The sequence below is a fragment of the Serratia sp. AXJ-M genome (assembly GCF_046531865.1).
In the GTDB taxonomy this organism is placed as follows: Bacteria; Pseudomonadota; Gammaproteobacteria; order Enterobacterales; family Enterobacteriaceae; genus Serratia; species Serratia liquefaciens.
This window is the reverse complement of sequence record NZ_CP059394.1, coordinates 159,694-171,942: the sequence shown is the minus strand read 5'-3', so window position 1 is coordinate 171,942 and position 12,249 is coordinate 159,694. Positions and strand designations below refer to the sequence as shown.

11 protein-coding genes are annotated in these 12,249 nt (G+C 55.5%); all 11 read right to left on the bottom strand.

Translation table 11 applies throughout. The annotated features are described in order from the left end of the window. A complete protein-coding gene (gene wzyE / locus H0S68_RS00735) occupies window positions 1-1,377 on the bottom strand; it encodes an ECA oligosaccharide polymerase (RefSeq protein WP_020824759.1) in 1,377 nt (458 codons plus the stop codon). Then, window positions 1,374-2,459: a TDP-N-acetylfucosamine:lipid II N-acetylfucosaminyltransferase gene (locus H0S68_RS00730; RefSeq protein ID WP_130016598.1), complete on the bottom strand. Its 1,086-nt coding sequence runs from the start codon at window positions 2,457-2,459 to the stop codon at window positions 1,374-1,376. The genes wzyE and H0S68_RS00730 overlap by 4 nt, the downstream gene beginning before the upstream one ends. Then, window positions 2,456-3,706, bottom strand: coding sequence for a lipid III flippase WzxE (gene wzxE / locus H0S68_RS00725; protein ID WP_401661621.1), 1,251 nt, complete (start codon window positions 3,704-3,706; stop codon window positions 2,456-2,458). The genes H0S68_RS00730 and wzxE overlap by 4 nt, the downstream gene beginning before the upstream one ends. Window position 3,707: 1 nt before the next feature. Further along, entirely contained in the window at window positions 3,708-4,838 is a 1,131-nt protein-coding gene (rffA, locus tag H0S68_RS00720) for a dTDP-4-amino-4,6-dideoxygalactose transaminase (RefSeq protein ID WP_122080554.1), read from the bottom strand. Continuing rightward, on the bottom strand, window positions 4,825-5,556 hold the full coding sequence (gene rffC / locus H0S68_RS00715) for a dTDP-4-amino-4,6-dideoxy-D-galactose acyltransferase (RefSeq protein WP_187962121.1): 732 nt from the start codon (window positions 5,554-5,556) through the stop codon (window positions 4,825-4,827). Before rffC ends, rffA begins: the two co-directional genes overlap by 14 nt. Next, window positions 5,534-6,415, bottom strand: a complete 882-nt coding sequence (gene rfbA / locus H0S68_RS00710; protein WP_020824754.1) for a glucose-1-phosphate thymidylyltransferase RfbA — start codon at window positions 6,413-6,415, stop codon at window positions 5,534-5,536. The genes rffC and rfbA overlap by 23 nt, the downstream gene beginning before the upstream one ends. 48 nt (window positions 6,416-6,463) lie before the next feature. Then, the gene (gene rffG, locus H0S68_RS00705) at window positions 6,464-7,537 is read right to left on the bottom strand and encodes a dTDP-glucose 4,6-dehydratase (RefSeq protein ID WP_170868539.1); all 1,074 of its coding nucleotides are present in this window, start codon (window positions 7,535-7,537) and stop codon (window positions 6,464-6,466) included. After that, window positions 7,528-8,790, bottom strand: coding sequence for a UDP-N-acetyl-D-mannosamine dehydrogenase (gene wecC / locus H0S68_RS00700; RefSeq protein WP_122080552.1), 1,263 nt, complete (start codon window positions 8,788-8,790; stop codon window positions 7,528-7,530). The genes rffG and wecC overlap by 10 nt, the downstream gene beginning before the upstream one ends. Continuing rightward, window positions 8,787-9,920 carry a non-hydrolyzing UDP-N-acetylglucosamine 2-epimerase gene (wecB, locus tag H0S68_RS00695; protein ID WP_122080551.1) on the bottom strand — a complete coding sequence of 378 codons (1,134 nt, stop codon included), beginning with the start codon at window positions 9,918-9,920 and terminating at the stop codon, window positions 8,787-8,789. Before wecB ends, wecC begins: the two co-directional genes overlap by 4 nt. An 84-nt stretch (window positions 9,921-10,004) precedes the next feature. Continuing rightward, complete coding sequence (gene wzzE, locus H0S68_RS00690; protein ID WP_041414104.1) at window positions 10,005-11,057, bottom strand: ECA polysaccharide chain length modulation protein; 1,053 nt, start codon at window positions 11,055-11,057, stop codon at window positions 10,005-10,007. Window positions 11,058-11,077: 20 nt separating this feature from the next. Beyond that, window positions 11,078-12,175: a UDP-N-acetylglucosamine--undecaprenyl-phosphate N-acetylglucosaminephosphotransferase gene (wecA, locus tag H0S68_RS00685; RefSeq protein WP_142816127.1), complete on the bottom strand. Its 1,098-nt coding sequence runs from the start codon at window positions 12,173-12,175 to the stop codon at window positions 11,078-11,080. Between the last annotated feature and the right edge of the window lie 74 nt (window positions 12,176-12,249).

Sequence of the window (12,249 nt, the reverse complement as noted above, 5' to 3'; positions counted from 1 at the left end):
TTACAGAAGGCCGTCGACCCGAACGGATGATGGCGTCGATGCCAGCGTACGCGTACGCCGCACCCGTGCCTTAATCAACCCGGCAGTGTCAAACAGCCAGTACAACAACTTAGCCATCAGCAGGCAGGCGCCAAAAATAAGGCAGAAGAACACCACTCGCGAGACAAAGGAATCTACCCCTTCGCGCGCCAACACGATGATGTTGAAAACCGCACCGAAGCAGAAACTTTGCAATATCGCGGCCTTATACCGGTTAGGTTCGCTTTTGCCCATCTCATACAGCCAGTCGAACCACTTGATGATCATCCCGACCAGTACCGCGCCAACGGGAATAAACACCGCACCGCCCATCACCACCAGTGAGCCGATAAGCGTGGGTGATATCGCCAGGCCGGAATGGTTATTCAACACTTCCCAGGTGAAATAGTTGGCGCTATTGAGCACCGTGTCCGGTCGCCCCGGCCACAGCCAGGCCGGAATGAACACGTAGAAATCGCGCACTATCGGTGCCAGGCCCTGGAAGTCAATCTTGTCGTAGTTTTGCAGCAACAGCGCCAGGTTTTCCCATGGCGAGAAGGTATCGCGCGTCAGGTAAAGGAAGGTATAGAACGCTTCGGGACCGCTGACGTCCAGGCTGTAGCGCTTTAACGCCAGCCAGAACATGCCGACGATACCAAACACGCCGGCGGCCACCAGCATCCACAACGAGATCCAGCCGCGCACGATGCCGATAAACAGAAACAGCGAGAAGGCAATAATGATATTGGCGCGGGTACCGCCAACTATCACGTAAGTCAGGATGCCAAAGGCCACCGTCGCCGCCAGGAAAAAGAACCAGGCGCGCAGATCTTGCTTCAGGAAATACACCACCAGCATCGCCGGGATGAAGAAATAGAAGAACCGCTTGAGCGCCACCCCGGAGACATCACTGGAGAAAATTTGGCTGTAAGAGTTGAGCTTGAACAGCAGGAAACCGTTTTGCATGAAGAAAATGCCGACGGTCGCCATCGCCACCAGCGCCAGCAGCATCCAGGTCAGATGGGTTTCCACCCGGTTCATGGTGAACACCGGCTTACGCGGTTGCACGCTGCGCTTTCGCAGCCGGGTTTTATAGCTGACGTAATAAATCGCATAAAACGCAGTAGCGGAGAGGATCGCATAGAGTAAAAACTCTACCGGTACCACCTCGACGTCAAACTGAAACACCAGCAGACAGGTCAGCGGGAAACCGAAGTAAAACGTCAGCAAATACAGTAGCGTAAAGAAGACGTTAAAATTGAAACGAACGCGCCTAAACTCCTGGTAAGCCAGCGTCAGAATAAACAGCACGCTCACCAGATAAACGATAAACAACCCGCCAAATTGCGCCAGCGTCATACGTTGTCCCCTGCCGCCAGGGTTAATGCCTGCTGCCAACCATCAACGTAGTTAGGGTTGAAGAAAGCGATGGCCTGTTTATCGACGGATGCCAGTTGGCGTTGCGCTTCACGCACGACCGCCTCATCCAGCGAATCGCCATAGAACAGCACAGGCAGATGTTGCTCCGCCAGATCCTGCCAGAACGGGTTCTGTCGGCTCAGCACAAAGGGCACGCCAAACTGGATCAGAAGACACAGCGTGCCTATGCCCTGCTGGCGGTTAAAAATAAAGTAACCGAGATCGCACTCGCGCAGGATATTCAGATAATCGTCGAACGCCACCTGCTGCGTCAGCACCTGCAGGTTCCTGGCGCTGAACAGCTTTAGCCCGGCGCTGCGCACCTGTTCAATATAGGCGTCGTTATTGGCCGGGTAGCCCATCGGCAGGATCACCCGCACCTCGGCGCCAAACTGCTGATGAATCGCTTTCAACGCCTCAATATGACGGTTGGTACGATCGCCAGAGTTCCCCACCAGAATGGTCATCGGTCCGGCCAGGTTTTTCTCTACCTCAATGCCGGTTAACGCCGGATCCATCCGCGTCGGGAAATACAACAGAGAGGCCGGTACGCGGGCATGGCGCTGCTGGTAATGAATAATATCACCGCGGGTCGCGAACACGTGTCTCACTCTGCCCTGCGCAATACGGCGCAGCAAATAGAATAGACGGAATTTCCAACTGGTGGCGTTTTCATACAAATCAGCGCCCCAGATATGCCAACTCACCTGATCGGCCTTGATTTTACCGCTCAGCAACGCCAGCCACAGCGTAGGGTTAAACTGGCCGTGCAGGAAGAAACGCTGATTGCGATCGGCCTGCGCGCGGGCGATGACCGCCATCGCCAGACTTTTCTTGTCCGGATGGCATTCAATGCTCAGCTCGGGGAACCCCCCTAACGCAGCGGCATCTTTGGCAGCCACCATAAAATGACGCGTCTGTTCGGACGGCAGGCGTTTCGCCAACACATCGTTGAAGAAACGCAGCACCGTCTGATTGTGATGCGGGATGTCAGATCCCAATACGTGAATCAGTGTCGTCATACTCGTCTACGGTAAAGAATAAATACGCAGCTACAGAGCGTGAAGTACACGATGTAGGTTGCCATGTAGGCCTGTGCCGCTCCCAGCGCACCATGCAGCGGTATCAACCAATGCGAGAACAGCGTTAACAGCAGGAACTGACTGACTTCGGTCAGGATATAAAAACGCAGCGACGCCTTGGCAATCACCAGATAGCCGAACACATAGGCGCCCACTTTCAGTACGTCCCCTACCAGTTGCCAGGCAAACAGATCGCGCATCGCGACGAATTTGTCCGTGAACAGCAACCAGATGGCGAAGTCGCGCAGTAACCAGACCGTGAAACTCGCCGCCGCTACTGCGGGCAGTACAAATTTTAAGGAGCGCACAATCTCTTGAGAGATGGCGCTTTTTTCCTTCAATCGCGACAGCGTTGGCAGCAGATAAACGGTAAACGAGGCGGTGATAAACTGCAGGTAAGCGTCGGAAATACTGCTGACGCCCTGCCAAATCCCGACCTCATCCCAACTGTAATGGCTGGCCAGCAGGTTACGCATCATCACATAGGCTACCGGCAGCGTCACTGATGTGATCAATGCCATGATGGTGAACTTGCCAAGATGGCTGGCTAACGCCTTGTCCCATGCCAATGCCAAATAGCGCAGCGGCAAGGTTTTGCGCCGCCAAAGGATAAAACCTGCGGGCAACACCACCAAGGCCGGCACCAGTGCCAACCCCGCCAGCGCGCCTTCGTAGCCGTCCAGCTTAAAGCACAGGTAGTAAGCCACCACGCCAATCAGGCTACCGCCAATCACCGCCAGCGCGTTGCCCATCGCATCGCGGTAGCCTTTCAGCACCGCCATAAACAGGTTGGCATAGGCGATACCCATCTGAATAAAGGCTACCGCCCGCACCACGCCGACATAGTCAGCATGGCCGAACAACCCGATACTGATAGGCTCCGCCGCAAACAGAAAAACCAGCGCCAACAGCGTGGAAAAGCCCAGCACGATGCTTGACGCCGTTCCAACAGCCAGCCGTAACCGCTGCGGATCCTGATGATATTCAGCTACGTACTTGGTGATGCCGTTAAAAATCCCGGCACCGGACAGCACGCCCAGCACGGTAATCAGCTGACGGAAGTTGCCCGCCTGCCCAACCCCGCTGGGGCCAAAGGCCACCGCCAGCAGTTTCACCACCAACAGCCCCACGCCAATCTTGATCAGCGTGGAGCCCGCGGTCCAAATTGATGCTTTTGCCAACGACATATCAGGCGCAGAAGCTAAGAATGGTATTGATCACCGTACGTTGAGTGACATCAGACATATTGTAGAACAACGGCAGACGCACCAGACGCGCACTTTCCTGGCTGGTGAAGCGGTCTTCGCCGGAAAAACGGCCAAAACGATCGCCCGCCGGGCAGTCGTGCAGCGCGATGTAATGGAACACCGCCATGATTTCCGCTTCTTTCAGATAATCGATAAAGGCCGTGCGATCTTCAATATCACGCAGTTTGATATAGAACATGTGCGCATTATGCACGCAGTCCGCCGGGATGGTCGGCAGCACAATACGGCCGGCGTTTGCCAACGGCAGCAGGCTGTCATAATAGGTCTGCCACAGTGCCAGACGACGCTGGTTGATGCGGTCAGCCGCTTCGAGCTGGCCCCAGAGATAGGCAGCCTGCAAATCTGACATCAGATAGCTGGAACCGATATCGCGCCAGGTATACTTGTCCACCTGCCCACGGAAGAACTGGCTGCGGTTGGTGCCTTTCTCACGAATGACTTCTGCCCGGTCGATCAGCGCCGGATCGTTGATCAGCGTTGCGCCGCCCTCACCGCCGGCAGTGTAGTTTTTGGTTTCGTGGAAGCTAAAACAGCCAATATGACCAATGGTACCGAGCGCTTTGCCCTTGTAAGTGGACATCACACCCTGCGCGGCGTCTTCTACCACCCGCAGGTTATATTTTTTCGCCAGCGCCATGATGGTGTCCATCTCGCAGGCCACCCCGGCGTAATGCACCGGCACGATAGCGCGTGTCTTATCGGTGATAGCCGCTTCGATTTTAGTCTCATCGATGTTCATGGTATCCGGACGCAGATCGACAAACACCACGGTGGCCCCGCGCAGCACGAAGGCATTGGCGGTTGAAACAAAGGTGAAGCTCGGCATGATCACTTCATCACCCGGCTGAATATCCAGCAGGATAGCCGCCATCTCCAGCGACGCGGTACAGGACGGCGTCAACAGCACCTTCGGGCTGCCAAAACGCTGTTCCATCCACTGTTGGCAACGGCGAGTAAAACCACCATCTCCGCACAGCTTGCCGCTGTCCATCGCAGCCTGCATATAGTCAAGTTCAGTGCCAACAACCGGCGGAGCGTTAAATGGGATCATGTTTTCCTCTGTATAACCAATACGAGGTGCTTTCAATAACAGCACCCTGTCGTTGATAGAGCCGTAGTGCGGCGATATTGCCGAGCTGTGTCGCCACCCGCAGACGCATCCGCGAGTCTTTCCGACACTCTGCAATGGCCGCCGCCATTAATCGCGCACCAATACCTTTACCTGACGCGCCGGGGAAAGCTGCCAGCAGGCCGATTCTAACCTCTTGGCCGCCGATATCACGCAGGCTGACAAATCCCTCCGGCTGACCGGCTTCGTCCAGTGCCAACAGGCATTGGTGATCGAAGGTTCCCAGTACCGCTTTTTCGATCCAGGCGGCATAGAAACGCCCGCTATCCTGAACGTCGTACCAAGGGGCCCGAAAACGGCTGGCGGTGAACACATTGGCCGCTGCCGCACGCAATACTGGAATATCCTCCGGCACTGCCAGGCGAATCGCTGGCGGTAGCGCACTCTGCGACGATGCACATTCCGTGCCGATATTCAGCAACAGATCGACCTCAGCCTCAACCAGTTGGAAACCCAGACCCGACAATGCGTCCGCCCAGGCGGTTTGGTGCGCCGGGATTTTAGCTTGCACCAAGGCGTAGGCTGCCAGACCGGCCTCGGTCAACGCCGGGGCCGTGGTGGAAAAGTTGAGCCTGGCGCTGCCAAGAGCGAAAAATTCGCTTTCCCAGGCTAAGGGCTCAATATTGGCGTGGACGCGCATGCAATAAATCCAGCAGATACTTGCCGTAGCCGGTTTTGACCAGCGCCTGTGCGGCACGCTTCACACCGTCATCATCCAGCCAACCGTTGCGCCAGGCGATCTCTTCCAGGCAGGCAATTTTAAAGCCCTGGCGTTTTTCCACCGTCTGCACGAAGCTGCTGGCTTCCAGCAGGCTGTCATGAGTACCGGTATCCAGCCAGGCGAAACCGCGACCCAGCAGTTCAACGGTCAGTTCGCCACGCTCCAGATACATCTGGTTAATGCTGGTAATTTCCAGCTCGCCACGGGAGGAAGGCTTGACCTGTTTGGCAAACTCCACCACCTGACTGTCGTAGAAGTACAGGCCGGTCACCGCCCAGTTGGACTTGGGCTCGGCAGGCTTTTCTTCGATCGATAAAGCGCGGAAGTTATCGTCAAACTCCACCACCCCAAAACGTTCGGGATCCATCACCTGGTAGCCGAACACGGTAGCGCCCTGGGTACGTGCAGCGACCGTTTTTAGTTTCGGGCTAAACCCTTGACCAAAATAGATATTGTCGCCTAACACCAGACAGCTCGGCTCGCCGGCCAGGAACTCTTCACCGATCAGAAACGCCTGAGCCAGACCATCGGGGCTGGGTTGTTCGGCATAGCTGAGATTAATGCCAAACTCTTCGCCGTTACCCAACAGACGTCTGAATGAAGGGAGGTCTTCCGGTGTGGAAATAATCAGAATGTCGCGGATCCCGGCTAACATCAGCACCGACAGCGGATAGTAAATCATCGGCTTGTCGTAGATCGGGAGCAACTGCTTGGATACGCCGCGAGTAATTGGATGCAAACGTGTACCGGATCCACCCGCCAGAATAATACCTTTCATACTCACTCCAGAATCCACTGGGCCACCACTCAGGCAGCCCGGGTAAACTTAGTCGGATAAACCTAAACGCTCACCCGCATAGGAACCATCCTGAACGCGACGCCACCAGGTTTCATTGTTCAGGTACCAGGAAACCGTTTTGCGAATGCCGCTTTCAAAGGTTTCTTGCGGGTGCCAGCCCAGCTCCCGGTCAATTTTCCCGGCGTCGATCGCATAGCGCATATCATGGCCCGGGCGATCCTTGACGTAAGTGATCAGATCGCGGTATTGCGCCACGCCCTGCGGTTTGTTCGGCGCCAGTTCTTCCAGCAGATCGCAAATGGTATGCACTACTTCAATATTCTTGCGCTCGTTGTGACCACCGATATTGTAGGTTTCCCCTACCACACCTTCGGTAACGACCTGATACAACGCGCGCGCATGGTCTTCGACATACAGCCAGTCACGCACCTGCGCACCGTTGCCATACACCGGCAACGGTTTGCCGGCAACGGCATTGAGGATCACCAGCGGGATAAGTTTTTCCGGGAAGTGGTACGGGCCGTAGTTGTTGGAACAGTTGGTGACCAACGTCGGCAAGCCATAGGTCCGCAGCCAGGCGCGGACCAGATGGTCGCTGGACGCCTTGGAGGCCGAATACGGGCTGCTTGGCGAGTAAGGCGTGGTTTCGGTGAACAAGTCATCCGTACCGTGCAAGTCGCCATACACTTCGTCGGTGGAGATATGGTGGAAACGGAAGCTCTGCTTCTTCTCCGCATCCAGCGGCTGCCAGTAATGCCGTGCCGCCTCCAGCAGGGTGTAGGTTCCCACCACGTTGGTTTCGATAAAGGCCGCCGGGCCATCAATCGAACGGTCGACATGGCTTTCCGCCGCCAGGTGCATGACCACATCCGGCTGATATTGGGCAAACACCCGATCCAATGCCGCGCGATCGCAGATATCCACCTGCTCGAACGAATAGCGTTCGCTATCAGCAATCACCGCAAGCGATTCCAGGTTGCCGGCGTAAGTCAGCTTATCCACCACCACCACGCTGTCCCGCGTGGCTTCAATAATATGCCTGACGACCGCGGAACCGATAAAACCGGCGCCCCCAGTGACTAAAATACGTTTCAACGCCATACCCCTTTGGTATCTACTACCCAGGATTGCGTGATCTCTTCCGGCCTGATTGCCTTGAATTGCTTATGATCGACCAACATCACGATCACGTCCGCCTGCTGCAACGCGTCGGCCATCGCTTTCAGCGTCACATGGCCCGCCAGCGATTTCGGCAGTTGCTCAACGTTCGGCTCCACCACCAGGGTTTCACCCACGTGCCAATCAGCAATTAAATGCGCCACTTCCACCGCCGGGCTTTCGCGCAGGTCGTCGATATTCGGCTTGAATGCCAGGCCGAAGCAGGCAATTTTCACTTCCGACGCACGCTTATCGGTGGCAGCCAGACAATCAGCCACTGCGGCTTTCACACGATCAACCACCCACAGCGGTTTTCCGTCATTCACCAGGCGCGCGGTATGAATCAAACGCGCCTGCTGCGGATTTTGCGAGACAATAAACCAAGGATCGACCGCAATACAGTGGCCGCCGACGCCGGGACCAGGCTGCAAAATATTGACCCGCGGATGGCGATTCGCCAGGCGGATAAGCTCCCAGACATTGATGCCCTGATCGGCACAAATCAACGACAGCTCATTGGCAAAGGCGATATTCACATCGCGGAAGCTATTTTCGGTCAGCTTGCACATCTCAGCGGTGCGTGAATTGGTAATCACACACTCGCCCTCGAGGAAAATCTTGTACAGCTCGCTGGCGCGCTCCGAGCATTTTGGCGTCATACCGCCAATCACCCGATCGTTTTGAATCAGCTCAACCATCACCTGCCCCGGCAGCACGCGCTCCGGACAGTAGGCAATGTTCACATCAGCGGCCTCACCGGCCTGCTGCGGGAAACTGAGATCGCTACGCGCTTCTGCCAGCCACTGCGCCATCTGTTCGGTCGCGCCCACCGGCGAGGTGGACTCCAGGATCACCAGATCGCCTTTTTTCAGCACCGGCGCCAAAGATTTGGCGGCGGCCTCGACATACGCCAGATCCGGCTCATGGTCGCCTTTAAACGGCGTCGGTACCGCAATCAGGAAAGCATCCGCTGCCAGAGGTTTGGTCACCGCCTGCAGATAGCCGCCGTCGACCGCGTCTTTCACCACTCTATCCAGGTCGGGTTCAACGATATGGATCGCACCACGGTTAATGGTATCCACCGCATGTTGGTTAACATCTACGCCCACCACTTTTTTCTTGCGGGAGGCAAACGCCGCCGCCGTTGGCAGACCGATATAACCCAGGCCGATAACCGAAATAGTGTTAAAACTCATAGTGTCACCTGATGATTCTTCAAAGCTTCCAGAATACGCTGGCAGGCATGCCCGTCACCGTAAGGGTTATGCGCCCGGCTCATGGCGTGATATTCGTTTTCGTCCGTCAGCAGCCGGTTAACCGCATCAACAATTTTTGCTACGTCGGTACCCACCAGCCGCACCGTGCCAGAATCTACCGCCTCCGGCCGCTCGGTGGTGTCACGCATCACCAGCACCGGCTTACCTAATGATGGTGCCTCCTCCTGAATGCCGCCAGAGTCGGTCAGGATCATATATGACTTGGCCATCAGATAGACAAAGGGCAAATAATCCTGGGGATCTATCAGGATGATATTATCAATCCCTTTCAGAATGCGGTTGACCGGCTCGCTGACGTTGGGGTTGAGATGCACCGGATACACCACCTGCACTTCAGGATGAGTACGGGCAATTTCTGCCAGCGCGCTGCAAATTCGCTCGAACCCACCGCCAAAGCTTTCGCGGCGATGCCCAGTTACCAGAATCAACTTTTTGTTGTCGGCATCCAGGAACGGGTAGCGTTGAGCCAGGCTGTCATGCAAGGCCGCATCACCCATCACCCGATCGCGTACCCAGAACAACGCGTCGATTACCGTGTTGCCTGTGACGAAGATATGATCGTCCGGTAACAGTTCGCGCAACAGGTTCTGTCGCGAGTTTTCCGTCGGGGCAAAATGGTACATCGCCAGATGGCCGGTCAGCTTGCGGTTAGCCTCTTCCGGCCACGGGGAGTAAAGGTCGCCGGTACGCAGGCCCGCCTCTACATGCCCTACCGGGATACGCTGATAAAATGCCGCCAGGCTGGTGGCCAGCGTGGTGGTGGTATCGCCATGAACCAACACCACATCCGGTTTGAATTCCTCAAGAACGCCTTTCAGGCCTTCAAGGATGCGGCAGGTGATCTCACTTAATCCCTGGCCGGGTTTCATGATGTTCAGATCGTAATCAGGCACTATCTCAAATAACCGCAATACCTGATCCAACATCTCACGATGCTGTGCCGTCACGCAGACTCTTGATTCAAAGGCTTCATCCTGAGCCAGGGCATGTACCAGCGGTGCCATTTTGATGGCTTCAGGTCTGGTGCCGAAAACAGTCAACACTTTCACAGCGAATCTCTTTTGGTCGGTTAACCGCAGGCGAACCTGCGAATTGGGCGCTCTCACGCCCATCAGCGAATTATTATATTATTTTTATTTACGCGGCCGACGCACCAGGGCAACACCTGCGCCAACCAAAGCGCCCATCGCGCCCCACATGATCAACCAGAATACACGACGTGGGCTGTCACGTTTTACCGGCTCTTCCGGGGTCCGCAAATAGCGGTAAGTCTGAAATTTCTCGTCCAGCGTTGGGCCAACGTTCAGGGTCGCCAGCATCGCGCGATTTTGGTCGTAGTCCAAATCAAAGGTTGGGCCCGAAGCCTGTAATCCTTCCAGACGCGCCTGCAGCATAGGCTTGCCCAGCAGGAACAAATCGGAGTCTGGCAGCTGTTCTGCCGGGGTATCGGTCTGAGTCCGGCTAATGCCCTGCGTCTCGGCAATTTTTAACGCCTGTTGGATGGTGTTCAGCTCACGCTTGTACACGGCCTCTGCCACCGCTTCCTGGCGCTTAACCTGCGCCTTCATCGACGTGGTACGAGCCGCCCAGGCACCCTGGATCTCTTCGTTTAAATGCTGAGCCGCGCGGTGGCTGGCAAACGCTACGTACTGACGCAGCAGGCGATTGGCATCTACCGCCGTTTCCGCCGTCAGTTTCACACCGTCGTTCGGCACTTTTTTGTCGTCACGCGGCGTAAACTGGATATTGTTAATCAGCTCGTCGAGCAAGGCCGCATCGGCGCCAGCGTCGCCTTCCTGGCGCTGTTTGTAATAATCGCTCTGCAGCCAGAAATCTCGGCGCGTATCGTAAGCCGCCAGCTGCATAATAAATTCATTATAGGCTTCGTCAGCGATGCCCGGTTGCTCGGTAGCCGCCGCCGGCAGAGTGCGCACATCCAGATTACGCAGGAACTGTTGCTGGGAATAATACCCCCCCAACGCATTCACCGTTGGCCGATCGGTAATCGCCGCCGCGCTCCACTCCTGTTTCACCAGGTAGGACACCACCAGCGCCACTACGGCGAACAGTACCGCAATACCGATAATCCATGACTTACCGCGCCACAGGGTACAGCACAGGCCGCGAATATCGAGTTCGTTATCCACTGCCGGGATAGTCTTGTCAGACGTTGTTTCTGGATTCATCACTGCCCAAAAGCCTCTGGTTAGGATTCTTGCTTATTGTCGTTCGAACGGCGCAGGCGCCGTTTGATACGCTTAATGTAACGTGCAACACGCCAGGCGCGCTTAATGCAGTAATCGTACAAGAAGAAGGCAAGCAAAAATAATGCCAACATTACCCATTCAGGGATAAAAGTAAGACGTTCGCCGATCACGCCGATGGCCGCCAACAGCGCCGCCGCCAGGGTAATCAGCACGAAGGCCTGCCGTGGCGTAAAGCCAGCGCGCATAATCAGATGGTGAATGTGTTGACGGTCTGGGGAGAAGGGGCTCATCCCTTTGCGTAAGCGTCGATACATGATCGCAATCATGTCCATCAATGGAATAGCGATAATCCACAGGGCGGTAACAGGATTGATGGAATGGGCTTTACCCTGTGAACTTTGCAGCAGCAGCCAAATTGCGGTGAAACCGATCAGCGTACTGCCGGCATCCCCCATAAACACCTTGTAACGTCGGCCAAGAATACCGAGGTTAAGCAGGATATAAGGAACGATAGCGGCAATCATCGCGAAGCACCAGAAGGCCAAATCGGAGTGGCCGCTCAGGTACAACAGCACGCCCAGCGCACCGAAAGAAACGCACGAAAGCCCGCCCAGCAGGCCATCAATGCCGTCTACCATGTTAAAGGCGTTGATAGCCGCCCAAACGGCAAACAGCGTGACCAGATAGCCGAACGGCCCCAGTTGCATTTCCCAGTCGCCAAGCACATGACCAAAACTTCGCAGGTAGAGCCCGGCAAACACCATCATCGCAATGCCGACCAATGCCTGGACCAGCGCACGAATTTTAACGCTGATATCGAAACGATCGTCGAGAGCACCAACAAACACTAATAACCCCGCACAGGCGAGGTAGAGTTTTCCGTGCGCAATCGTTTGGTCAGAGATCAAGAAAGCAAAGCACAGCCCGGCGTAAACAGAAATACCTCCGACAAGCGGGATTAACCCCTGATGACGTTTGCGGTAATTAGGTTTATCAACCAGTCCAATACGTTTTGCTGCTTTGCGAGCAACAAAGAGAAAAGCCAAGGAAAACAGGAAAACAAATAGAATTTCAGTACTCATAGTGAGTAAGTTCACAGTTAACAAGATCTCTGTAGAAGATAAGGCAGCTTAACACGGGCGACAGGTCGCGCCATGAGGTCCCGCTACCT

Coding starts and splice junctions, on each gene's coding strand:
- rffA (WP_122080554.1), bottom strand. CDS start 4,838: ATGATCCCATTTAACGCTCCGCCGGTTGTTGGCACTGAACTTGACTAT.
- rfbA (WP_020824754.1), bottom strand. CDS start 6,415: ATGAAAGGTATTATTCTGGCGGGTGGATCCGGTACACGTTTGCATCCA.
- wzzE (WP_041414104.1), bottom strand. CDS start 11,057: ATGAATCCAGAAACAACGTCTGACAAGACTATCCCGGCAGTGGATAAC.
- rffG (WP_170868539.1), bottom strand. CDS start 7,537: ATGGCGTTGAAACGTATTTTAGTCACTGGGGGCGCCGGTTTTATCGGT.
- wzyE (WP_020824759.1), bottom strand. CDS start 1,377: ATGACGCTGGCGCAATTTGGCGGGTTGTTTATCGTTTATCTGGTGAGC.
- rffC (WP_187962121.1), bottom strand. CDS start 5,556: ATGCGCGTCCACGCCAATATTGAGCCCTTAGCCTGGGAAAGCGAATTT.
- H0S68_RS00730 (WP_130016598.1), bottom strand. CDS start 2,459: ATGACGACACTGATTCACGTATTGGGATCTGACATCCCGCATCACAAT.
- wecC (WP_122080552.1), bottom strand. CDS start 8,790: ATGAGTTTTAACACTATTTCGGTTATCGGCCTGGGTTATATCGGTCTG.
- wzxE (WP_401661621.1), bottom strand. CDS start 3,706: ATGTCGTTGGCAAAAGCATCAATTTGGACCGCGGGCTCCACGCTGATC.